The sequence below is a fragment of the Pseudomonas sp. zfem005 genome (genome assembly GCF_032621735.1).
Classification (GTDB): Bacteria; Pseudomonadota; Gammaproteobacteria; order Pseudomonadales; family Pseudomonadaceae; genus Metapseudomonas; species Metapseudomonas solani.
Genome location: NZ_JAVYJE010000019.1, coordinates 55,345 through 80,794 on the forward strand (window position 1 = coordinate 55,345; position 25,450 = coordinate 80,794).

At 69.5% G+C, this 25,450-nt stretch carries 4 protein-coding genes; all 4 read right to left on the reverse strand.

The annotated features are described in order from the left end of the window. Position 1 precedes the first annotated feature (1 nt). Complete coding sequence (locus tag RTW82_RS30435; RefSeq protein WP_316927412.1) at positions 2-19,204, reverse strand: leukotoxin LktA family filamentous adhesin; 19,203 nt, start codon at positions 19,202-19,204, stop codon at positions 2-4. Between the two features lie 113 nt (positions 19,205-19,317). Continuing rightward, positions 19,318-20,046: a response regulator transcription factor gene (locus tag RTW82_RS30440; RefSeq protein WP_316927413.1), complete on the reverse strand. Its 729-nt coding sequence runs from the start codon at positions 20,044-20,046 to the stop codon at positions 19,318-19,320. A gap of 64 nt (positions 20,047-20,110) precedes the next feature. Beyond that, positions 20,111-22,819, reverse strand: a complete 2,709-nt coding sequence (locus RTW82_RS30445) for an ATP-binding protein (RefSeq protein ID WP_316927414.1) — start codon at positions 22,817-22,819, stop codon at positions 20,111-20,113. A 143-nt stretch (positions 22,820-22,962) separates the two neighbouring features. Further along, the gene (locus RTW82_RS30450) at positions 22,963-24,741 is read right to left on the reverse strand and encodes a methanol/ethanol family PQQ-dependent dehydrogenase (protein WP_043241965.1); all 1,779 of its coding nucleotides are present in this window, start codon (positions 24,739-24,741) and stop codon (positions 22,963-22,965) included. Positions 24,742-25,450 lie beyond the last annotated feature (709 nt).

The following is a 25,450-nucleotide window of genomic DNA, read 5'->3' on the forward strand; positions in this document are numbered from 1 at the left end:
CTTACAACGCCCAATGTGCCACCTCATTTCCTTCCAGCCGCTCATCGGCTACATCGATGTTGATACGGGTATCCAGGGGGACCTGGCTCCAGCTCGGCGCCCAGGCGGTGACCACCGCGCCCCGCAGGCGGGCGGCTTCCAGCAGGGACGCAAGGCGTACCAGGGTGAGCCCGGACGACAGGTGCTGCTCGGCATAGCGGGCCGCCGTGATGCCCTCGTAGGGCACCCCTTCGCCCTCGTGGCTCGCGCTGAAGTTGGGGACGACCACCTGGTGGGTCAGCTTGCGGTGCAGGACATAGGCATTGGTGCTCGACAGCAGGCTGTCCTGCTTCAGGCTGAACGCCTTGTCCAGTTCGTACAGCTGGATATCGGCGTCCGCCATGTAGCTCGGGCTGGCGTTGTCCATGCGTACCCGGGCCAGGGGCGTGCGCAGCTCCAGGCGCTCGACGCCGCGTGCATCGCGCAAATCGACCCGGGCCGCCGTGGTGTCGATCAGCGCATCGGCCACATGCAGCCGCGGCGCCACGATGTCGGCGGCCTCCAGGCGCAATGCCAGCGTCTGCGCCACCTGGCCATCGCCGCTGCCCTCGGCCCAGAGGTCGAGCTGGCCGCTCCCGGTATGCCGCCCATAGAGCTGGCTGTCCCGTGCATGCAGATCCAGTCGCTGGCCGATCCCCGCGTCCGCCACGCGAACGAGGTCGCCGGCCCACAGGCTGAGGCTCGGTGCCTCGGCCCGCTGCAGATGGATGCTGGAGGCGACTACCGCGCCGCCTCTCACCCCGGCGCGCAGCACGGCCCCCTGTTCGGCGACCAGTTGGGTGCCGCGGATGTCCAGCAGGCCGTCCAGCAGGGCCTGCCCCTTGGCCAGCAGATGCTCGAAGGCGATGCCCGCGTCAGCCGACCAGCGCTGGTCGCCGCCACTGCGGCTGGTGGCCACACGGATCAGGCCACGGGACAGCAGGTCCACGGAACGGGCCGCCACCAGGTCGCCCAGCAGCAGGCTCGCGCCTTCGGCCTGGATGCGCCCGTTGCGGCTTTCCACCTCGGCCACCGCGATGTCGCCAGCCGCCGCCAGGACGATGTCGCCCGCGATCGAGCGGCCTTCATGCAGGCCGGTGGAGGTGATGCGACTGACGCGTACGTCGCCCTTGTCCGCCTTGAGCAGGACGTTGCCGCCCGCCTCGACGAACTGGTCGATATGGATCGCCCCGCCCGAGTTGATGGTGACGTCGCGCCCCGCCCGCACGCCCTGCAGCGCGACCGTACCGGCAATGTCGAAGCGCAGGTCGCGACCGGCTTCGGCGACGCCGTTGAGGTCCAGGTCACCGCCCACGCCAACCACCAGGTCGCGCCCGGCCTTCAGCGAGTAGGTGCCGCCGAACAGCACGGTGGGCAGGCTCAGGTCACCGCCGGCGATGACGCCGATGTCCCGCTTCGCCTCCACCACAAGCCCGAACACGTTGCCGTGGCCCTGGCGGGCGTCGCCGCTGGCCTGCAGGAAGACGTCCTCCCCGAGGCTCGCGACCCGGCCGAAGCGCAGGTTGCGGCCCAGCATGCGCAGCTCCAGTTGCGCCTCGGCGTTGCCGCCGAGCACATCGCCGTCCGCCTGCACCAGCAGGTTGCCGCCGCTCGCGAGGTGAGTCGCGACCAGGCTTTGCGGATCGCTCGGGTCCACGCCCTGGCCGAACCGCACGTTGCCCAGGCTGCCGGCCGCAGTCACCAGGCTCATGTCGCCGCCGCTGCGCCCCTGGTTCAGCACCAGGTCGCCACGGGTGGAAACCCTGAACAGGCCGGCTGCGCTGGCGCGCCCGAGTTCCACGCTGGCGGCGCTCAGCTCCAACCCCTGCTGCCGGCTGTGCAGGTCATCCACGGCGAGGTGACGCGCCGCCTCCAGGCGGACCGCGCCGGTGGCGCTCTCCAGCCGGCCGAAATCGCCGCTGCCGATAGCGGCCGTCAGGTCGCCCTGCACCTCGGCAACATCGCCCTGCCAGTCGCCCAGGCCCTCGAGTTGCAGGGTGCGCGCCACGGCCAGCGAGCCGAAGCGCAGGCTGCCCGCGCTTCCGCCATGCAGCAGCGCGGCATGGCCGGCGACACGGGCCTGCTCCAGCAGCAGGTCGTGGTCGACGCGCACCTGGAGGTCACCCTCGATGTCCATCTCGCCAAGCCGCGATGCATTGCCGGCCTGCACTCGCGCCCCCTTGGCCTGCAACCGCTGCAGGGCCAGGTCGCCAGTCAGCTCGATGGCGGTGTCCTCGCCGGTACTGAGGTTGCCGAGCCGTGCAGAGGTGCCGCGCAGTTGCAGACGCCCGCCGGCATCCAGGTCGCCGAGCAGCAGTGCGTCGTGCAGCGTCATGTCCACCGCTCCGCCGACCTTGGCGCTGCCGATCTCGCTGCGGCCTGCAGCCAGGGTCCAGCCGCCAGTGGCGTCCAGGCGTTCGAGATCGAGGGCGCCGGCCAGGGTCTGCCTGACCTGCCCGTTGACGCTGGCGCTGCCGAGCCGCGCCGAGGCGGCCTCCAGCGTCCAGTCGCCGCCGGCCAGCAGCGCCTGTTGGTCCAGCGCGCCGCTCAGCACCTGCTGCACAGCGCCCCGTACATCCGCACGGGTGACCTGGGCGTCGGTGCCACGCAGGTTCCAGCCTTGCCCCGCCTCCAGGCTGCCGAGTCGCAGGCCGTCGCGCAGGGTCATGTCCACCGCTCCGCCGACCTTGGCGCTGCCGATCTCGCTGCGGCCTGCATCCAGGGTCCATCCGCCAGTGGCGTCCAGGCGTTCGAGATCGAGGGCGCCGGCCAGGGTCTGCCTGACCTGCCCGGTGACGCTGGCGCTGCCGAGACGCGCCGAGGCGGCCTCCAGCGTCCAGCCGCCGCCGGCCAGCAGCGCCTGTTGGTCCAGCGCGCCGCTCAGCACCTGCTGCACCGCGCCCCGTACATCCGCACGGGTGACCTGGGCGTCGGTGCCACGCAGGTTCCAGCCCTGCCCTGCCTCCAGGCTGCCGAATCGCAGGCCGTCGCGCAGGGTCATGTCCACCGCTCCGCCGACCTTGGCGCTGCCGATCTCGCTGCGGCCCGCATCCAGGGTCCAGCCGCCAGTGGCGTCCAGGCGTTCGAGGTCGAGGGCGCCAGCCAGGGTCTGCCTGACCTGCCCGTTGACGCTGGCGCTGCCGAGACGCACCGAGGCGGCCTCCAGCGTCCAGCCGCCGCCAACGTACAAAGCGTCTGCCTGCAGGTCGCCATCATGGGACTGCACCAGCGCACCACCGAACGTCGCGGCCCCGAGGGTCGCGGACGCACTGTGCAGGTCGCCGGTGCCGGCGACGTCCAGTTCGTCGATGCGCAGTTGCCCGGCCAGCTGGGCCCGGAGGCCGCCGAGGTGGCTGCGCAGGGTGTCGATGCCAAGCGCGTCGCCCGCCAGGTCCAGGTCCCGCTGGGCGCTCAGCGCACCCAGTTCGACCCGGCCATTGCCGCGCAGCTGGACGCCGTCGCCACTGCTCACCCGATCGAGCTTCAGGTTGCCCAGGGAACGCAGCCACTGACCTGCACCGCTGTCCAGGCTGCCGCCCTGGATGCCGGCCGCCAGGGCCAGGTACAGCGCCCCGGTGGCGCTGTCCACCTCGAGGCGCCGGGCCGCCAGCTCGATGCCCTGGGCCTGCGAGCCGATGTCGCCAAGGGCGGAGAGCCGCAGCACGCCGTCGGCCTGCCAGCGGCTGCCAGCGGCGAGCCCGGCCAGGCTGGCGGCCTGGATATTCAGGTCGCCGCTTGCGATGGTCACATCGCCCAGCCGCACGTCGCCGCCACTGGTGAGGCTCATGCCGTGGCGGGCCTGCAGGCTGGCACCATCGACCGTCGACCAGCCACCGGCGATGTCCGCCACCAGGCCGCCGAGTTGCCACTGGCCACCCTGGTGCAACTCGCCGACCTGAGCCAGGTCGAGCGTGCCGTCCACGCTCAGGGTGCCCAGGCGCAATACGCCCGGTTGACTGGCAAGGCCCTGCAAGCCACCGATCCAGGCGTCGCCGTCCAGGTCCAGGTTGATCTGCTGCGAGGCGGAACCGGTGCCCAGTTGCAGCCGCTGCCCGACTGCACCGGTGGTGCCGCTGACCTTGAGATCGATCTGGCCGCCCAACAGGTTCTCGCCCAGCTGGCTGGCCGAACGCAGGTTGCCCAGCACCTGCAGCGACAGGCGCTCGACGCCTGTCAGGCGATCGAGGCTGAGGTCGCCGTGCTGGACCAGGTCCAGCAACCGTGCCCGGGCGGTGAGGTCTCCGGTGACCGCCAGGTTCAGTGCCTGCTTGCCACCGATGGCGCCGCCGGTCGCCTCCAGGGTCACGTCGTGGCCACGGATCACCACCTTGTCGCCATTGGCGCTCTCGATGCTGCCATCGGTCTTCAGGCTGATGCTGCGGCCGTCGAGGGCGAAGACGTTGAAGTCCTGGTCGCCGCCGAGGAACAGGTCGCTCTGGGCCGTGGCGGTCAGGGTGCCACTGGCCTTGACGTTGACATCGTCGCGTTGCGCGACCCGGATCAGCAACGGGTTGCCGGCATCGAACTCGATGTCGTCGCGCTCGGCGGACGCCAAGGCGGCGCGCTGCTCGTTGGTGAGCGAGGCGGTCTTGCTCAGGTCGATGACGATCGCATCCGCCTTGAGGCGACCGATGCGCGAAGCCTCCAGGGTGACATTGCGCCCTTCGATGTTATTGGCCTCGCGTACCACCGAGCTGCCGTCGTCCCGCCGTAGCAGGCTGGCGGCGATGGAGTAGCGCAACTGGTCCTCGCTCCACGTGGCCGTCTGCTCGAGGCTCCTGAGCTCGGCATCCTGCAGCTGATAGGTGAAGTTCGGGTCGTAGGTGGTTCCGCCGTAGGTGGTATGCAGCGCCTGGTAGTCGGCCATGCGCCGGGCCTCCTCGCCGGCGATCCGCTGCTCGCTCCAGCCCAGGCCTGCCAGTTGCTCGCGCTGGCCGGCGCTGAAGGCGGCCTGGCTCGCGTCGAACGCCACCTCGCCCCCCTGGCGCAGGCGCCAGTACTGGGCATAGCGTTGCTGCCCGGCCTTGATCAGGGCGCCGCGCTGCTGCGCCATGGCCTCCTCGGCCGCGCTTCCGGTCAGCCCCATGCTCGTCCAGAGCCGCTGCAGCTCATCGAGCGCGCGGTCGTCGTAGCCCAGCTCGCTGTTGCCGTCATAGAGGTTGCCCGAGGCCACCTTGACCCAGACATCGCCACCGGCCTTGAGCTGATCCAGCCAGAGATCCCCACCCACTTCCTCGAGCTGGATGTCCCCCACCGCGCTGGCGCGCACCAGGCCCTTGGCGCCGTTGCCGGAGTCCAGGCGCAGTGCATGACCGGCGCTGCCGACGCTGCCATGGGTGGAAACCAGCTCAATGGCGTTGCCGGTGACGGTCATCGCGCCGATGCCGAGGATGTCGCCCTGGGCGCTGAGGCCGATGTGCTCGCCACCCGCGCTCAGGCGGCTGAGGTTGACCCCGCCGTTGAGCGCCTTGAGGTCGATGCTGCCGTTGCGACTGGAGGCGCCCAGGCTGCGGGTCGCTTCGACACGCAGGGCCTGCTCGCGGCTGCCGATCGACTGCCCGGCGTCCAGGTCGAGGTCGCGCGCCGCGATCACCAGGTTGTCGCTGTTCTGCTCCAGGGCACCGTCGACCTTGATCGAGGTGCTGCCGCTGAGGTTGTACATCGAGCCGCGCAGGGTGACCGAGCCCTTGGAGATGAGGTCGATCAGCCCGCTTTCGCTGCCGATGAAGCTGATGTCGATGGGCCGGTCGGCCTGCACCGCATAGCGGTTGATCTCCTTGCTGCCCGAGCTGTAGACGCTGGTCTTGGTGGTCCGGTAGATCTGGCACCAGATGAAGTGCGCCTGGCAGTAGCCACCGCTGTATTCGTTGATCTTGACCGGGTCCTTGGTGGTGTAGGTCTCGTTGACGCGGGCGATCTCGCCCTGGCCGATGCCCACCCGGAAGGCCGCCAGCGCCGAGTTGTCCGGATCCTGGTCCGCCAACTGCAATGCGTAGCCCTGCATGATCGCGTTGAGCTGGGCGTCATCGACGAAGCGGTAATTGCGAATCAGGTTCTTGTCGATCCTGTACAGCCCGCTGGTGGAGCCCATGTACTCCGCACCCGGGATCGCCGTGCTCTGCCCCTTGACCGTGTTCTCCCAGGCCAGGGTGCCGTCCCCGGTGGGGATGAAACCCCAGAAGGCATCCCAGTATTCCTGGCGAGTGGTGGTAGTGCTGTCGTCGCGTCCCGTCAGCCAGACATAGGAACGCCCCGCCGTGGTGGTGTAGGTCGCATCGCGTCCGGCGCTGCTGCCCTTGAGGGTCAACGGGCCGTTGCTCCAGCCTTCGTAGCGCTGCACCTGGTCGCCCACGCGGGTATAGACGGTGGACCAGAGGCGCTCGCCACCGATCTGCTGGCCGTTCTCGCCACGCCCCAGGTCGTTGATGCGCAGGGTGCCTTCGACGCCGTTGCCCAGGTCGAGCCCGGCGATTTCCAGGCGACGACTGGTGTTGTTGGTGATGTGCACCTGGCTGAAGCCGTCGAGCACCTTGAGCTGGCCCTTGCCCGTGCTGAGGATGTGCCCGGTCAGCTCCATGTAGCCCCCGCCCACCTGCACCTGGTCCAGCACGATGCTGTTGCTGTCGAAGTCCCAGGCATAGCCGAGCGTGCCGGTGCGCGCATCGGTCTGCACCAGTTGCAGCCGGTTGCCGACCGCCTGCGAGCGCAGGCTGTCGATATTGGCGAAGCGCGACTCGTCGATGGTCACGCGCCAATCCGCCACGCCACTCTGGATCAGGCCGTTGATGTTCAGGTAAAGCGCGTTGATCACCACGTTCTGCCCGGCGACCGTGGCGGAACCGTTGTTGTAGAGGGTGCTGCCGTTGTTGTTGCTGGCCGGGTCTCCACCGATATGCACGAAGGCATTGGGATTGTTGAGGACGAAGTCCTGCCCGGCGCTCAGGCTGAGCTTCTGCGCACGGATATCGGCATTGGCGTAGATGCTGCCGTACTTGGCGCTGAGCTCGATCTCGCCACGCTTGTTCAGCAGGCTGCCGTTCACGTAGATGTCGGCCGCCGGCATGCTCAGGCCGGAGACGTCCTTGGGATTGTCGGCGGGGTTGCGCAGGTTCTGCACCAGGATGCGCGGCGCGGCCGAGTTCTCGGCGACCGTGATGCTGGCGAACGACACCGTGCCGGTGCCGGGCTTGTTGGCACTGCGGATGCTGGTATTGCCGGACATCCTGGCGCCGTTGAACAGCAGCTGGCCGCCGACATGGTCGGGAATCTCCAGGCCCTTCAGGCTGAGGAAGGCCTCGCTGTTGTTGATGATCTCGATCTTCGCGTCGCCCGGTGCATTGAGCTTGCCGCTGCCGATCAGGGCATCGCCCTGGACCAGGATGTTGCCCGGCTTGGCCAGCACCGGGTCGATCTCCAGCAGCCAGATCTTCAGGCCCTGGGGCAGCGTGCCCTCGCCCGAGATGGCACCGGGCTTGTCCACCACCTTGCCGCCGATCTGCTCGTAGAGCCGGGCCAGGGTCTTGTTCAGCAGCGTGCGCTCGGCCTCGAAGGCCGCACGCTCGACGGCGGAGATGCCGTAGTTGGACAGGCGATCGTTCAACTCCTGCAAACGCCGGGTGAGCAGTTGCGAGTACTCGCCCTGGCTCAGGGTCCAGGTGATGCCGTCGCTGGCCTCCTGCATCACCGGCACCACGGTCAGGGTGCCCTGCGTGGAGGCATTGAGGCTGGCCGGGTCCACTTCCTTGCCATCGAGCAGATACTTCAGCCCGCTGATCACCAGCTTGCGCTGGCTGTAGACGCCGGCGTCGAGCTGGCCGTCGATGCGCACCAGGCCCTGCGCCTCGTTGCGCGTGCCGCCACCGGTGATGTCCAGCGATACCTGGCCGACGATCGCCCCCAGCAGGTCCGCTGCGGCCTGTCGATAGAGGTCCCTGCCCACGCCCTTGCCAGAGAGCACGCCCTGGCCCTGGCCGGCATACGCATGGATGTCACCCACGCTGCGCAGGCCGCTGCCGGCCTCCACCTGCAGGTTGCTGCTGCGGATGTATTCCGCCGCCGCTGCGGGGTCCGTCACCACCGGGAAGGCGGTGTTGTTCCACAGGTCGGTGCGTGCGGTGAGTTCGGCACGGTTGACCGCGCCGTCCAGGCCATGGCCGGCCAGCAGGCGCAAGTCGCCGTAGGCGAACAACGCCGCGTTGCCACTCACCTGGGCCAGGTAGTCGGCCTTCACCCGGGCCAGGCTGCTGCCGCTGGCCGCGCCTGCGGCCCCGTAGGTCTTGGCATTGGCGTTGCTGTCGATGGCATAGGCGCCACTGGCGGCGAGCACCAGGTCGCCCACGCTGTAGAGGTCCGACCGCTCACCGATCCGGGCCTCGGCGTTGCTCTTGAGCACATCGATCGACGACTCGGCCCGGGCGATGCTGATCGCGCCGCCGCTGTCGAGTTTCACCCGGTCATAGGCATCGACCCGGTTGAACGCCTGGATCTCCAGCTTCTGCGGATTGCGCCAGTCGCCCTCCACGCGCAGCCGCACATCGTTGCCGACCAGGCTGCGGGTATCCAGGGCAATGGAGGTGAGGCTGCGCGCCGCCGCCGCATCCAGCACGCCGCCGGAGCCGGACTGCACGTTGTAGGCCGTCGCCTGGGGCTTGCTCACCAGCGCGCGTGCGCTCTGGCTGTAGCCCTGGCTCTCGATCCGGGCGCCGTCCAGCAGCAGCGCGCTGGTGGCCAGGTCGAGGTCGTTCTGTGCATGGGCGCCGCTCACTCCGAGCAGTGCCGCGCTGGTGCTGTCGACGAAGCTGTTGAAGCGCGACTGCTGCAGCGCACTGAGCGCCAGGCTGCCGACCTTCATCACGCCGTCCTGGGCACCGCGTGCCCACAGGCTGGCGAGGGTGCGGCTGCTGTCGGCGGTCTTGCCGACGGCGGCGGCGCCACTGACCAGGCCGCCCTGCCCGGCCCGGGCCTCGGCCTGGTTGTCCTGGCTGCCCAGGGCGCTGACCTTGAGGCTGCCCAGGGCGCTTTCGAAATGCCCGGCCACCTCGGCCAGGGTCTGCGACTGGGACAGGGCCTGCGCCACCGTGGCCCCCAGGGCGAGCAAGCCGCCGAGCTTGCCATCGGCATAGGCACGCTGGCGAACGTCGGTCTCGGCGAGGAAGGTCCAGTTGCCGCCCGCCGCGCCACCGAAACGACTGCTCGCATCGGTATGCAGCAATGCCTTGCTCAGGGAACGGGCCGTGGCCACGGCGGCATTGGCCGAAAGGCCCACGCCACCCGCCAGGCTTTGCGCCTTGACGTTGGAGCTGTCGGTATCGCCATCACGCAGCACCCGGCTGCGCAGCTGTCCCTGGGTTGCGGCGAGCTGCACATCGCTGCCCACGCCCAGCTCCGCGACCGCGCTGTTGAGGCTATCCACCAGGCTGCCGCCCGCCGACAGCAGGCCGCCCAGTGCATAACCCTCGCTGCTGGCCTGCAGGCGGCTGCGCACCTGGGCATCCAGGTCGAGCGCCTGCGTGGCGATCAGCGCCGCACCGCGCCCCACCATCAGCTTCGCCTGGGAGGCATCGCGCGCCAGCAGCACCACGGCGTTCAAGCCGCCCAGGATGCCGCCGCTGCTCCCCCAGCCCTGCACCTTGACCGGCCCCGCCGCCAGGGCGGAAAGCAGGACATTGCCGGCGCGCAGCGCGGCATTCGCCGCCACGTCGAGGCTGACGCGGCTGTCATGGGCCGCCACCCCGAGCACCAGGCCGGCCCCCGCCAGGCCGCCCACCGCCAGGCCGGAAGCCTGGACATCCAGCGCCTGCGTATCGACGGCCCGGCCCTCGATGTCGCCGCTGACCTGTACCGCCCCACCCAAGGACGCACTCACGCCGTTGTTGAGCACCGCGGCCGCCACTGCGCCGCCCAACGCGCCCAGCGCGGCGGCCTGGCCGCTCAAGGCGTGGACGAACATCGCGTGGGTGTAATCGCCATCCTGCCCGGCGATGGCCTTGTCGCTGGCGGCAGCCCGGATCGCCAGGCTGGCGGCCTTGAGGTTGCCGTTCAACAGCTCCGCGACCACCTGGGCATTGGAGAGGCTGAACGCCATGGCCGCACCGTAGGCACCGCCGGCGAGGCCGGCACTGCCGGCCTGGTTGCGACTGGCAAGGCGGTCTTCGGCCGTCACCCGCGCAGCGCCGCTGAGGCTGACCTGGCTGTCGCTGACACGCGCCACGGTTTCGTGGGTGCGCGGCGTGTTGCCCCGCAACCGGTCACTGACGGTGACGGTGGAGCTGGCATTGACGCGGGCCAGGTCCTGGTCGTCCTTCACGCTGACGCGGACATAGCCCTGGCTTGCAGCGTCCCAGACCACCTCCTCGTGGCTCAGCTCCGCGACCTGTCCCTTGCCGGTGATCGTGTCGAGGCTGGCGAGCGTGCCCTTGCCGTCCTTGTCCAGATAGCTCAGCGGGTCCACGGCCGCGTCGCCGGTGCCGACCTGGGTGGCGCCACTGCCCAGTAGCAGCAGGCCGATGCTGCCGCTGAGGCTGGCGAAACCAAGGCCGCCCGAGGTCGTCAACAGCTCGGCATACCCTTCACGTAGCGCGTCCACCGCCAGCGAGGCGGCCTGCACGCTGCTGCGATCGAGCAGCGCACGGGTGGCGCTGTTGGCCACTACCACGTTGGCCGAGGCCCCCAGTGCGGCCGCACCGACCACGCCCGAGCCGACGTTGCCGGTCACCCGCAGGTTGTCATGGGCGACGATGTTCAGGTCCCCCAACGGGTTGGCCGCGGTACCGAACTGAGCCTGGCCCGCTCCCGCCTCCGTGGTGGTTTCAACGACCTGCACCAGGGCCGAACCGGCAACGGCGCCACCGCCTGCCGCCGCCCCCACCAGGTTGCTATGGAGTTCGCTCGTGCCAGTGGCCAGCACGCTGGCCGACCCGGCACGTACCCGGGTGTCGGCCAGGCTGTCCGGCGCACCGGGAGCCTCGCCGACCCAGGCACGGGTCAGCGCCTGGTCGAGCACCAGGCCGAAGTTGGCGCCCACGCCCACCAGGCCGCCCGCCAGGGCCAGTGCATTGGCACTGAACTGCTGCAGCGCATCGGCGCTCACCCGCAGGCTGCCAACGTCCAGGTCACTGCCCTTGTCCACCCGCGCCTCGGTGGTGCCCTTGGCGATGATCAGTGCCACGTTGCCGGCGCCGCCCACGATGGCGCCCGCCGCGCTGGCCAGGACGGTGCTGGCGAACTGGGTGGAGCCGGCACGCACCTCGGTCGCTCCGCGACTCGATACCCGCGCGCTGCTGATGACGGCCTGGGTCTGGCGCTGGATGACGGTGCTGTCCAGCGCACCGGCCACCGCCGCAACCCCGAGGCTCAGAGCCCCGCTGGCCAGGTAGCCTGAGCTCAGCGCATGGCTGGCGGCACCCACCAGCACCTGCTGGGCGGCATCGGCGCCGTCGGCCTGGTTGATCTGGGCGGACTCGATGCTGGCGCGGGTGACCCCGCCGATCACGTTGCTGTTACCCAGTGCCGCGACCGAAGCGCTATACAGCGGCACGAAGGAAACCGACCCCGCCGCCGCCAGTTGGCCCACCTGCTGGACGGAGCTGGCTTGCACGGCCAGCCCGCGGAACTGCCGGGAGCCCAGAGCGAGGCCGGGAATGGGGTTGAACTGTTCGGCGTTGCTCCACAGGCGCGCATCCTTGCTGGGCCCGTTGAGCAGCACACCGTTATCGATCGTCGCGGCAGCGCCCAACGCGAGGGCGCTGACGCGGGTTTCCGCGCCGGTTATCCCGGCGGTGGTGCTGCTCTCGATGACGTTGACCGTGGCGGAGCCGCCGACAGACGCGGTGCCGCTGCCCATGAAGGCACCGGCCGCACCGCTGATCTGATCGGTGGTGCGGGCCGATACGCCGACGTTGTTGCGGGCCAGGACCCAGGCGCCCTGTTCGATGAAGGCCCGGACGGAACTCTGGATGACGTTGGTGGCGGCCGACCCGCCGACCGAAGCGGTGGAGGACACCGCACCACTGATGGATGCCGAGCGGATGGTGGCGGCGGAGTGCGCGTCCAGGCTCAGGTCGCTCAGGCTCCAGCCCTGGGTGCCGTTGCGCCCGAGCAGCCGGGCCTCCACCTGGCTGGCCACGCGGTTGACCGAGGTCGCCACGCCCACGGCAGCCGTGCCGGCACCGGCTGCGCCGCCGGACAGCGCCGCGATGCTGGAGCGATCCTCTGCCTTGACCTTGAGCACACCGGCCACGCCGGCGCTGCCGTCGATCTGCGCGCGCGTCACCGCGCCAATGTTGTTGCTGGCGTTGGAGAGCGCGACAGCTCCCGTGCCGCCGACGCTGCCGCTGACCGCCAGCGTACGGATGCTGCCATCGGTGACGGCCGAGACCTCCACCGACGAGGTGCCGGCATCCACCGTGCTGGCGCGGACCCGCGCGATGCGTTGCTGCTCGATGGTGCTGATGGCGACCGCTCCGGCGCCCGCACCGCTGCCGCCGACCTGCAGGTTGCCGGCCCCGGTGTAGATATCGGCCGCCCCCTCGCTGACGCTGATCTTCACCCCGCTGGCGCCGGACACCGTGCTGTCGTCCAGGCTGGCCCGCTCCTCGCCCTTGATCACGTTGATCGCCAGGGACGCGCCCACCGCCGCCGAGCCGGCACCGGCGCCACCAATGGCCAGGGAGCGGATTCCCGAAGAGCCGCCGCTGAGCAGGCTCAGCTTGCCACCGAGCTTCAGGGTGCTGTCGCTGACCTGGGCGATGCGTTGCGCCAGGATCACGTTGTTGGCGTTGGCCACGCCGACCGAGACGTTGCCGGCGCCGCCGACCGAGCCGGCCAGGCTCCATATCTCGCGGTTGCCGCGGCTCGCGTTCAACTCCAGGCTGCCCACCTCCAGGTGGCTGGCGCTGATACCGGCCTTCTCGCCCCCTTCGATCACGTTGCTGGTGGAGGAGCCGGAGATCGCCGCCGTGCTGGCTCCGGCACCGGACACCGCAGCGGCGTAGATGGCCTGGTCGAGGCTGGCGCTCAGCGCCGCGCTGGAGAAGCCGTTGATAGTGCCCTTGTCGATGGCTGCGCTGCGCTGGGTACCGATGCGGTTCACGGAGAACGCCCCGCCCACGCCGGTATTGCCCGAGCCGGTCACCTGGCCGGAGAGCGAGGCGATCAACATCCCCTGGCCCTGGGCCGCGTCCAGTACGAGGGCCTTGCCGCTGCCGCTGGTGCGCAGGGAGCCCCCGGAGATCGTGACGCTGTCGCTGCCGTCGATGTTGTTGACCACCACGGAGCCGCCGACGCCAGCCGTGCTGCCCCCGACGGCGTTGACGCCGACGCCCCAGATCTGGCCATCGAGCCCCGACGACAGCTTCGCCGAGCCGGTGAGTTCGACATCGCTGTCACTCAGCGACGCCTGGCGCGTCGCCTCGATGAGGTTGATGGCGATGGCCGAGCCGACCCCGGTATTGCTGCCGCTGGCCGCCAGATTGAAGGCCAGCGAGCCGATCAGCGCGCCCTGCCCGGCCTGGCTCGTGCGGATGACCAGGTCATCGGCGCCCACCCGGGCGTTGCGCAGCAGGGCCTGGGTGGAGTCGGCGATGCGGTTGAAGGTCAGCGCGCCGCCCACCGCGACATTGCCCGAGGTGACCGCCGCCGAGATCGCGGCGCTGATGATGTGGCTCTGCTGCGCCGCGTCCAGGGTCAGGTCGCCCCCCAGCTGGTAGCGCCCTTTCTCCAGCAGGGCCTCGACCCGCTGTTGCATGTCGCTGATGCCCACGGCGCCGCCGACGGCGGTCGAGCCGCTGCTGCCGGTGATGTTGCCGGCCAGGGAGTACTGGCCACCGCTGCGCTCGGCGCTGATGCCGAGGTTCCTCGCCTTGAGGGTGCGGTCGCCCATGTCCAGCCCGGCGAGCACGGTGCCGCGCCCGATCAGCGCGGTGGCCGAACCGGACACGCCAGCCTCGGCGCTGCCGGCCCCGGATACCGCGGCGGCCAGCACATCGGCGCTGTGCCGGGCGGCGATGGTCAGGTCGCCACTGAGATCGACCTGGCTGTTGGCCAGCTTCGCGGTGTAGCCACTGCCGGCGTAGACCAGCGCGAGAGAGCCCCCCACGCCAGCCTTGCCACCCGACGCCCCGAGGCTGCCGGCCACGGCCAGCACCGCCTCGCCAGCGATATCGCCGTCGAACAGGTCACCGGGGCCCTGCTTGCCGTTGAGCAGGTCCTTGTCCACCTCGCCCTTGACCTGGATGGCGGAGACGGTCGTGCCGCCGCCCAGGTCCAGGCCGCTGTCCAGCAGCGTCGCATCCGCTGCGCCGGCGAACCGGGCGTCCAGCGCGGAAGCGCCGGAAACGCTCTGTGCGGTCAGGTTCAACGCGCCGCCCTGCAACGACGACAGCACGGGGCTGCTGCCCCCCGTGGGCGAATAGGCATCGATGCGCGCCTTGACCTGGTTGGCCAGCACCAGCGCCAGCAACGATCCCGCCCCCGCGCCGCTGTCACTGCCGGTGCTGACGGCACCGGCCAGGGCACCGGCCAGCACCCGCGAGGCGCTGGCGGCGGCGACATCCATGCGCGCGAAGTGACTGGCGCTGCTGCCCAGCCATTCGGCGGCCAGCTCATTGGCCAGCACGCCCACCACCAGCGAGCCGCCGGCGCTGCCGCCGTTGCCCTTGCTGCCGGCGAAGGCGCCGCCGCCGAGCATGACCCGGGCCCGGTCGTAGGCGCTCACCTCGATGCTGCCGGGCGCCGCCTCGCGTTGCTCCACCTGGCTGTTCTCCACCCGTGCACGGGTGCGGTTGCCCATGTAGGCCGCCGAGCCGGAGAGCGCCACCGCCACGTTGGTCTCGCTGCCCGCCGTGGCTGCGGCCAGGCCCAGGCCCATGGCGATCTGGTCCCCGGCGCTGAGGGCCTGGACCTGGAGCAGGTCGTTGCCACGCAGCAGGACGTTGCCGACCCGGGCATCGGTCTCGTTCATCAGGTGGTTGTAAGCCAGCGCACCCGAGAGTGCGGAGCTCGACTCGCTCTTCTGCTTGCCGGCGAGGGTCAGCGCCCCGGCCCCGGAGCCGCTGAACTGATGGGTCTGGTTGAGCGCCAGGACCTGGACCTTGCTGCCGCCCTGGGCCGGGTCACGCGGGTCGAGGACGATGTCACCGAGGTCGGCCCGGCTGCGCTGGCGGGAAACGTTGATGCTGCTCGAGCCGGCAGCGGCGATGGAGAAGCCCTTGCCCTGCCCGCCGGAATCGCTGCCGCCACCATCGGGGCCGGAGCCGGCATCCTGCTTGCCGAACATCTTTTTAATGCTGTCCCAGCCGCTGGCGATCTTCGAGGGCGCCTCGCTGACAGCGTCCTTGACCTTGCCAGCCGTACTGGCCAGGGAGCTGAGGGCCGGGGTGACGTTGACCACGCCCAGGGTGATGGATTGCAACAGCGCCTGGCCGAAGCTGTCCGCCAGCTCCACCGTGGGCTTGCCGATGTCCCCCGCCTTCTGGGTGGCGTCCTCCTGCTGCTTCTTCTCTTCCTTGCCCTTGACCACGGCCCCGGCGATGGCGAAGGCGCCGCTCTGCCCGGAACTGAGTGCCTGCACGTCCAGCAGGTTGGCCTTCCAGATGCCCTTGCCGCTGGCGTCGAGCCCCTGGCCCATCACCGAGGGGCGCCAGTTGCGGTTGTTGCCCACCAGCGCGTCGACGTCGGTGGTCAGCACATTGAGCGCCAGCCCGCCGCCGACGCCGGCCCCCGCGCCAAAGGCCACGGCCCCGGATGCGGTCCACAGGCCCAGGCAGTGCTCGGCCTGCACACCGACACGCCCCGCCTCCACGCTGGCGGTGTTGTGGATGGAGGCGTTGACGGTGGAGGTCAGGGTATTGGCCACCGCCGCGCCGTTGGCCGCGGCGCTGACGCCAGACCCCGCCGAGGGACTGATGGCGAGGATCAGGTCGTCCTGCAGCGCCTGGACCTGGACACCGCCGGCCTTGACCACGGACTGCGCACCGATGCCCGCCACCGCCTTGCTGGAAACGGTCTGCACGTTGAGCGCTCCGCCCAGGGCCGTGGGCTTGCCGTCCGAGGGGGACGCCGCCTCGCCGCCGACGTTGGTGCCGAACAGGAACATGCCGATATTGCCGGCGATCGCCAGTTGCCCGAGCTGGTTGCCGGCGGCCACGGTAATGGGCTGCGCCCAGTCCCAGCGGCGGTCGCTGGCCATGGCGCTGAGCGGGATGAGCTGGCCCTTGCCATCACGGCGCTCCGCCAGTTGGGCCAGCGGGCTGCTCTGCCAGGGCTGCTCGCCGGTGGTCAGCGCATCCAGGCGCACCTTGTCACCGACCCAGGCGCGGGTGTCCACCAGGTTGGTGAGCACCGAGACGGAGCCGGTGATCGCCAGCTCGTCGGAGGTGCCCTGGGAATTGGCGTATTGCGTCGAGAACCCACCCGCCAGGTCGTTGGGCCAGCCCTTGAGGCTGATCATCCGCTTGCCGATGTCGCTTAGCGAACTCCAGCGGTCGAAGCCATTCAGGTTGAGCGGCTGGATGTAGTTGGCGCCGATGCCGATGCGCTGCGCGGCGATCTGCGCGCCGTCCCCCACCAGGGCGCGGGTGCCCTGGTTGAGGGTGGCGATGGCCACCGCCATGCTCAGGGAGTAGTCGTTCTGGTCCGAGCCGCGCTTGGAACCATTGACCGTGCTGTTGGACAGGTTGTGCAGGTTGCGGATCTCCTGCAGCGCTGTGTGGCTGAGGTCGCCGCTGAGGCTCAGCTGGCTGCCCTTGCCGATGCTGGCCTCGGCCTGCTGGTCGCTGACGACCAGGGCGAGGGAGGCGGCGAGGCGGAACTTGCTATCGCTGGGCTGGGTCGGGTTGACCTCCTTGAACTTGCTGAGGACGAAGTTCTTGATCGGGTCGACCGTGCCCATGGCGCGGAACTTGATGAAGTCGGCCAGGCTCTTGCCGGCCTGCGAGGAGGCTTCGTTGTGCTGGCGGGATACCAGGTTGGTGGCGCTGACGTTGAGGTTGCGCGCACCGCTGAGGTTGGCATCGAAGGCCGCCCGGGTGTCGCTGTCGAGCACGCTGAGGGCGAGCACCGCGCCGCCTGCGGCACCGTTGCCGATGGATTTGAAACTGGCCGTGTTGCTGATGTCCTGTTCGCTGAGCGCCAGCACGCTGACGTCGCCACGGGTGTTCAGCGAGGCGCCGGCATTCACCTGCGCGGTGGTGGTCAGTGCCGTATTGGCCATGGCGGCGGCGAAGCCGGTGGTGGTCACCGGCTTGCCCTCGGCGTCATGGCCATTGGAGGCCTCGGCCTTCACGTCCAGCCTGTTCTCGCTGTGGGCCTGCACGGCGATGCCCTGCCCGCCCTTGAGCACGGCCCCCGACTTGATCTCGACGCGGGTCGCCCCGCTGATGCGCCCGAAGGCGACACCGGCGTTGAACGGGATCAGGCTCTGCACCACGGGAATGGAAAAGCTTTCGGTTCCCACGTTGCGGGTGCTGTCGGCCTTGACCAGCAGGGAGCGGCTGGCCTGCAGGCTGGCGCCATCGAGCACCTCGACCGTGGAGTCGGCCTGGGCGATGGAGACCGCCAGGAAGGGGATGAGCGCCGTCAGCTCGCTGAAGTCGGCCGGATCGGCGCCAAGGGCCTTGAGCTGGTCGGGATCGTTCAGCGAACCGATGCCGGTGATCGGCTTGATGAGGTCGCCGATCACCTTGCCCCAGGCCGCCTCGTCGGACCAGCCGTTCTCATTCTTGATACGCAGCACGTCCGCCTTGATCGCGGCGCTGTCGAACAGCGTGCCGAGCAGCGACGGGTCGACCACGGCCACGGCATTGCTGGCCAGGCTGATGTCGTTGCCCTTGAGGGTGCCCGCCACCTTCACGCTGGCATCGGCGGCGGAATAGCCCCCCAGTTGCCGGCTGATCGCCGTGGCGCTGACCTTGATGTCGCCCTGCCTGGATTCCTCGGCATGGCTGGCATCGAGCACCGCACCCTTCTCGATGTTGACGCTGGCCACGCCACGCTCCGGCGCCAGCAAGGAGTTGGGCTGTTTGCTCAGCCTGTCGGTGAGTTCGGCGACCGTCTGCACCTGGTCGCCTTCGCAGAAGGTGCAACCGCCATCGCTGACGGCGCTGACCTGGATGTCCCCCGAGCGGCCGGCACCGCTGGCGCGGGTGCTCAGGGTCGAGCCCGTGCGCAAATTGACGGTGCTGGCTTCAAGGGCGATCTTGCCGCCGTTCTTGCCGGCAGCGCCCTGGGTGGAGATGTTGGCGGTCGCGGTGAGCTCCAGGCTCTGGCCGCCGGACACCGAAACGTTGGCGCCGCTGCCGTCCGCCATCAGGGCCGCGAGTTCGCCGGATACCGTCGCCGAATCGCGTCCGACGATGCGCACGGCGCCATCGGCGCGCGCCACGGCCTGCCCCACCGCCAGGCCCTCGGTGTTCACCGTGCCGCGGAACACCGCGTCGGCGATGTCCTTGCCAGCTTCGATGCGGGCACCATTGGCCACCACGGCGGCGGCGCCGAAGATGTTGACCGCTCCCACGGCGTTGACCCGGCCCTTGATCTCCACCTTGCCGCGCTCGGTGCCGGTGTAGTCGGTGAGCGAACCGGCGTCGTTGTAGAGGCCGTTGCGCAGGTCGTCCACCAGGCGCGCGGTACCGTCCGCCGACAGGGTGCCGACGGCGCCGGAGAGTTGCTGCATCTGCTGGGTGGACGGCGTGGTGATGGTCAGGCTGCCGACGTTGACCACGCCACTGGCGCCCACCACCAGCCCATGGGGGTCGGCGAAGATGATATGGCCGCCGATGCGGTTGCCATCGGCGAGCACGCCATTGAGGGTGCCATTGATGACGACGCGCGAGTCGTGCACCAGGTTCACCAGGTTGCTGGCGCCACCGGGCACGTAGAGGTTGACGGTATTGCCGCTGCCCACCTGGAAGTGGCTGAAGGAGTTGAAGCCGGTCTGGCCACGCACCGTTTCGGTGGTGATGTCCGTCACCGAGCCGTTGGTGGCGATATTGGTCGCCGTGCCGGCGTAGTGGATGACGGTGTCGCCGACCAGGTAGGAGCCCCCCGCCGCGACGATGTTGTTCGATTCGGCCCAGGCCGAAGGCACGCCCATGCCGACGAGGATGGCGGCAGCGATGCGGCTTGGCTGGAAGCGCTGGACCGGAAGAACGCGGGGTGTGGTTCGGGGGGAGAAGCGCTCGACCGGCATGTTGGACCTCACTGTCACGAAAGGAAATTTCACGGATGGTGAATTTTCTCTATTCGCTATAAGCGAGGGCTAGGAGACGCCGTTCATGCTTGTGAACGGCCATTCATACCCGCCTAGTGAGCGGGGCCGCCGCCGATCTCGTCGTCAGTCGCCAGCCTGTAACCCTTGCCGTAGACGGTCAGGATCAGTTGCGGCCGATTGGCGTTGAGCTCCAGTTTGCGACGCAGACGTACCACCAGCGCATCCACGGTGCGCACATCGACCTGCTCGTCGGCGTCCTGGCCACGGCGCACGCAGTGGAGCAGATCATGGCGGCTGATGGCGCTGCCGCGCCGCTCGATCAGGCCGATCAGCAGGGCGAACTCGCCGGGCGTGAGGTTAACGTCCTGGCCCTGCGGGTCGTAGATGCGCCGGCGCAGCAGGTCCACGCGAAAACGCCCCAGGTGCAGGTTGAAGTCGCCGACCCGCTCTCCCCCGCCACAGCGGCGCAGCAGGCTGCGCACCTGAGCCTGGAGGATGTTCAGGTTCAGCGGCTTGGTGAGGTAGCCATCGGCGCCAGCATCGAGGCCCACGACCCGGTCGTAGTCCTCGTCGCGCACCGTCACCAGGATGATGCCGAGCTGCGGGTGGCGGCGCCGCAGCTGCGCCGTAACGGTCAGCCCGTCCAGGTCGGGAAGGCCGATGTCTAGCAGCACCAGCGCCGGATTCTGCGCCTGCACCAGTTCCAGGCATTGCCACCCCGAATCGGTGGCGTGCACCTCGTACCCCGCGTTCTGCAGGTAGAGCACCATCATGTCGCGGATCTCGGGAGCATCCTCCACCACCACCAGCTTATCGGCCATCACTCCATTTTCCCTGTTTCGGACCGGCGCGGATTCTGACTCAAAGCGCTGGCGGGTTGCCACCTCATGCGTCAGTTCGCCTCATGGCGGCCTCGACCGCGAGCCGATCCTCGAGCAGCACCAGATGGCGGTCGAGCACCGCCAGCAACGCCGGGACCTGCTCCGGACGGCGCGTACGCTCCGCTGCCTGGGCCAGTTGATCGAGCCCGAAGTTGAGCGTGCTGCCGCGCAGGCGGTGGCACAGCGCCTCCAGTTGCTCGGTGCCCCGCCCGCCATCGGGCAGCGAGGCGAGCGACGCCCGTATCTCGCGCAACGAGGTGCACAGGGTCGGCAGGAGACGATCGAACAGCGCGGCGCCGAGCCAGCCGCGCAGCATCGCGAGACGCTCCTGGGACAGCTCCTCGGTCTGCGGCGCGGCCACCGGGGCGGGCGACTCCCAGTTTTCCAGCACCGCCAGCAAGGCCTCGCGATGCAGGGGTTTGGCCAGCACGCCGCTCAGGCCGGCCTCCCGGCACTGCTGGGGGTCCAGGTCAGCCGCGTTGGCGGTCAGGGCCAGCAGCAGCGGCCTGGGCCCGCTGGCCCCCTCGAGAATCCTGCGGCTGGCGGCGAGCCCGTCGATGTCGGGCAGGCGCATGTCCATCAGCACCAGGTCGTAGGGCGTGGCCAGACAGGCGGCGACCGCTTCGAGGCCGGAGCTGGCCGTGCCGACCTGGCAGCCCCAGCTCTGCAGCAACTCGGCGGTCACCAGGCGGCTGATCTCCACGTCCTCCACCAGCAGCACGCGCATGCCCTGCAGCTGGGCGACCTCGTCCGCGCCCGGCTCGGGCTCGTCGACCTCCGGCCAGGGCAGCGCCAGGCGCAGGGTGGTGCCGCGCCCGGGCGCACTGTCCAGGGTCAGCTGCCGGCCGATCAGGGCGGCCAGCCGCGCGCTGATGTACAGGCCCAGGCCGATGCCGGGGCGGTCGGATAGCGGGTCCCGCACGAAGGCGTCGAAGATGCTGGCCTGCAGCTCGGGGCGGATACCGGGGCCGGTGTCCCGGACCTCGATGAGGAGGCCGTCGCCGTCCCTGTCCAGGCGGATGACCACCTCCCCGCTCTCGGTGAACTTCAGGGCATTGCCCAGCAGGTTGAAGAGGATCTGCCGCAGCGGCTTCGGGTTGCCCAGCACGAAGGCCGGCAAGCCGGCCGCGCAGGCGGTCGACAGCCGCAGGGCGCGCGCCTCGGCCTGGGGCTGGAAGATCGCAGCGCACTCCTCGGCCAGGCGCACGGGGGAGAAGGCCTGGGCCGGAGGCAGCTCCAACTTCTCGGCGCGGCTGAGCAGCATCAGGCCGTCGAGCACGTCGGTGAGGCTCTGCGCCGCGCTCTGTACGGTCTCGATGCGCTGCTGCTGGCGACCATCCAGCCCGCCCTGATCGAGGAGTTGGAGGTGCCCCTGGATGGCCACCAAGGGCGTGCGCAGTTCGTGGCTGAGCATCGCCTGGCGCTCCAGCGACTGTTGCGCCTCGTGCAGCGCCTGGTCACGGGCCACCGCCAGCGCCCGGGTGCGCTCGTCGACCCTGGCCTCCAGCGAGGCGTTGAGGCGCTGGAGATCGTCGCGCAACTGGTTGCTGTGCTGCAGCGCGGCGATGACCCGGCTGCCCACCACCAGGCCGTGGGAGAGGAGGAAGAACAGCACCCCCACCGGGATGAGATTGAGCGTCGAGACGCTGAAGGAGTACATCAGCAGGTCGTTGACGATGGTGGCGTCCATCACCACCATCCCCAGCAGCACCCACAGGGCACCCGCCCGGCGACGCCTGGCAGCCAGCAGCAGGGCGCCGAGGAAGTACAGCTCGCTGAGCAGCAGCCACAGGGCACAGGGGTCGCGCAGCAGGGTGAAGAAGTGCGCGGGCAGCAGCAGCGTCAGGGCGGCACCGAGCACACCCACGCCGGCCAGCAGCACCACGAGCCGGCGCGACAGCTCCCTCGGGAACAGGCGCAGCAGGAGGAAGCCGTAGGCCGGCGCGAACAGGTGCCCGGACAGGTACTCGATGCGGTAGATCCAGAGCGCCGGCCATTGCAGGTAGTGGTCCAGCAGCTCGCCGCTGGAGGCCGCGCGCATCCCGGCCAGCACCAGCATGGCGGCCAGCGGCGCACCGCCCAGGGAGCGCGCCGCGCTGCGGTCGAGCAGGCCCATGAACAGCGCCATCATGAAGGCCGCGCCGACGGTCAGCAGGTACAGGGCGCGCTGCCGGCTCGCGTCCATCTGCAGCGTCTGCAGGGTGCCGGCCCTGACGGCCATGTCGATGCCGCCCTCATGGTGGAAGTGGTTGGACAGCTCGATGCGGATGTCCACCTGCGTGTGCCCCTGGGGCAGCGGCACGATGGCCGATTGCAGGCGCGGCACCTCGTCCCCGGCATCGCCCGGCCGCCCGCGCTCCAGCACCAGGGCACCGTCGACCCAGACCCGCGCCGCCGACTTGAAGTCATCGAAGTACAGCGCCAGCTGGCTGGCATGGGCGGGCAGCAGCAGTTGGCTGCGCAGTTCCACCCGGCCGAACCCCACCTCCCCCCAGAAGGTCGGGGTGCCCTTGCCCCAGGTGAAGGGGATGCGCACCTGCTGCTCGGCGCGCTCCGGCTCGATCCAGGTCAGCCGCCAGTCGCCGTCCAGCGCGTGCATGGGCTGCAGCTCGGGGTTCCAGTCACGCAGGTCGATGGGGGCGGAGGCCTGTGCCGGCAGGGCGAGCAGCCACGACAGCAGGACGAGGCAGGGAAGCAGGCTGAGACGGATCACGAGCAGGGCGCTCCTCGGGGCGAGAGGCCGGCACGCAGCGCTGACGGCGGGGAGCGCAGTCTAGGGGATGAGGAGGCAGGCTGTGAATCCACCCCGCCGGAGTGGGCAGAGCGCGGCGGCACCGGGCCGCCGCGCCCGCTCCGTCAGCGCTTGGCCACCAGGTCCTTGGGCAGCTTGAAGGTCCAGATCATGCCGCCCTGGTCCAGGTCCTTGATGCGCTTGGCCACCTCGCCGCCCCACAACGGCACGGCGCCGCCCCAGCCGGAGACCACGGTGACGTACTGCTCGCCGTCCATCTCCCAGGTGACCGGGGAGGCGATCACGCCGGAGCCGGTGTTGAACTCGTAGAGTTTCTTGCCGGTCCTGGCGTCGAAGGCCATCAGGAAGCCTTCCGGGTTGCCGGTGAACACCAGGTTGCCCTTGGTGGCCAGCACGCCGCCCCAGAGCGGCGCGTAGTTTTCATAACGCCAGACTTGCTTGCCGGTCTTCGGGTCGATGGCGCGCAGCACGCCGATGTAGCCTTCGTTCAGCGGCTTGATGGTGAAGCCCGCGCCCAGGTAGGCCGCGCCCTTCTTGTAGGTCACGCCCTCGTTCCACATATCCATGCCCCACTCGTTGGAGGGCACGTAGAACAGGCCGGTGTCCTGGCTGTAGGCCATGGGCATCCAGTTCTTGCCGCCGAGGAAGGACGGCGCGACGAACACCGAGGTGCCCTTCTTCGCATCCCCCGGCGCACCGGGACGGTGGGCGTCGTCGTAGATGGGCCGGCCGTTCTTGTCCAGGCCCTTGGCCCAGGTGACCTTGTCGACGAAGGGGAAGCCACGGATGAATTTGCCGTTGGTGCGGTCGAGCACATAGAAGAAGCCGTTGCGGTCGGCGGTGCCGGCGGCCTTGATGGTCTTGCCGCCATCCTGGTAGTCGAACGACACCAGCTCGTTGACGCCGTCGTAGTCCCAGCCGTCGTGCGGGGTGGTCTGGAAGTGCCACTTGATCGAGCCGTCCTCCGGGTTCAGCGCCAGGCGCGAGGAGGAGAACAGGTTGTCGCCGGGGCGCAGGTGGGAGTTCCACGGCGAGGGGTTGCCGGTGCCGATGAACAGCGAGTCGGTGCTCGGGTCGTAATAGCCACCCAGCCAGGGCGCGGCGCCGCCGGTCTTCCACAGGTCGCCCGGCCAGGTCTTGCCCGCTTCGCCGCCGGAGATGCCGTTCTCCACCGCCTTGCCGTCCTTGTAGACGTAGCCCATGTGGCCTTCCACGGTGGGGCGGCTCCACAGCAGGTTGCCGGTGGCGGGGTCATAGGCCTCGATCTTGCCGACCACGCCGAACTCGCCGCCGGCGACGCCGGTGATCAGCTTGCCCTTGGCGATCAGCGGTGCGGCGGAGATGGAGTAGCCGGCCTTGTAGTCGGCCACGGTCTTCTTCCACACCACCTTGCCGGTGTCCTTGTTCAGCGCCACCAGCTTGGCGTCGAGGGTGCCGAAGATCACCAGGTCGCCGTACAGGGCCACGCCCCGGTTGATCACGTCGCAGCAGGGCATGATGCCGTCGGGCAGGCGCGCGTCGTACTGCCAGAGCTTCTTGCCGGTGCGCGCGTCGGCGGCGAACACCCGCGAGTAGGAGGCGGTGACGTACATCACGCCGTCCTTGATCAGCGGCTGCGCCTGCTGGCCGCGCTGCTTCTCGCCGCCGAAGGACAGCGCCCAGACCGGGCGCAGTTCCTTGACGTTGTCGGTGTTGAGCGTGTCCAGCGTGCTGTAGCGCTGGCCCTGCTGGTTGAGGCCGTTGACCACGATCTGGTCGTTGCGCTTGCCGGCATCGCTGATGTCCTGGTCGGTGACGCCCGCCCAGGCCGACAGGCTGGCAAGGGTCATGGCGGCGAACAGCGCCGTGCGGACGAAAGGCTGGGTGAAACCGGTGGGGTTCATTGCGGCTACCTCTACGGGCTTGTTGTTGTCATCCGGGAAAATTTCCCGGTCTGCCGCGAATTCTTGGTTCGCCCGCCCTCCCCGCCAATTCACCTCAGTGCGGAGATTCGTAGTTCCTTGGTAGCAATACCGGCCCACCCGGTTCCAGGGGCGCTGGGTGGGCACAGGATCGGCGTAGGTGGGCTTGGGCGTGGGTCGGCGGGTGGGCGGGTGGGCGTAGGGTGAGCTTCAGCCCACCGCTCCCAGGCCCAGGCAACGAACGATCGGGCATGACGGCGTGCCCCACCCGACTCCGCCTGGTGGAGGTAAAGAGCGACCTCCACCCTACGCAGCGGTGATCCCCGTGTATCGGCGATGTGCTTCTCGTAGGAGCGACTTCAGTCGCCAAGCGGTGCGTAGCGCCGCTCCGCTTTTGTGTGCGAATTCATTGGCTCTGTCTGCGTTAAGTGTTGCTAGAGGATTTGAGTCCAGCTGATTGCCGAGCTCTGGTGATGTTTCTGGTTTCGCCCCCCCGGGCGAGTCTCTTTTGGCAGTCGTCGGGGTGCCGAACCACCCAAAAGAAACCAAAAGGGCTTGCCCCATCATCCGGCCCGACTGCGTCGGGTTCCCTCACTCCATCGTCGTTACTCGCTACGCTCGCCCTTCGGGCCGCACTGAAGTGCGTTCGCCGCAAGCGTCGTCTGGGGGCCGGCGCGATGGGCCATCCATG

Excerpts from the sequence above, each read along its gene's own strand:
- RTW82_RS30440 (WP_316927413.1), bottom strand. The coding sequence starts at position 20,046 with ATGGCCGATAAGCTGGTGGTGGTGGAGGATGCTCCCGAGATCCGCGAC.
- RTW82_RS30450 (WP_043241965.1), bottom strand. The coding sequence starts at position 24,741 with ATGAACCCCACCGGTTTCACCCAGCCTTTCGTCCGCACGGCGCTGTTC.
- RTW82_RS30435 (WP_316927412.1), bottom strand. The coding sequence starts at position 19,204 with ATGCCGGTCGAGCGCTTCTCCCCCCGAACCACACCCCGCGTTCTTCCG.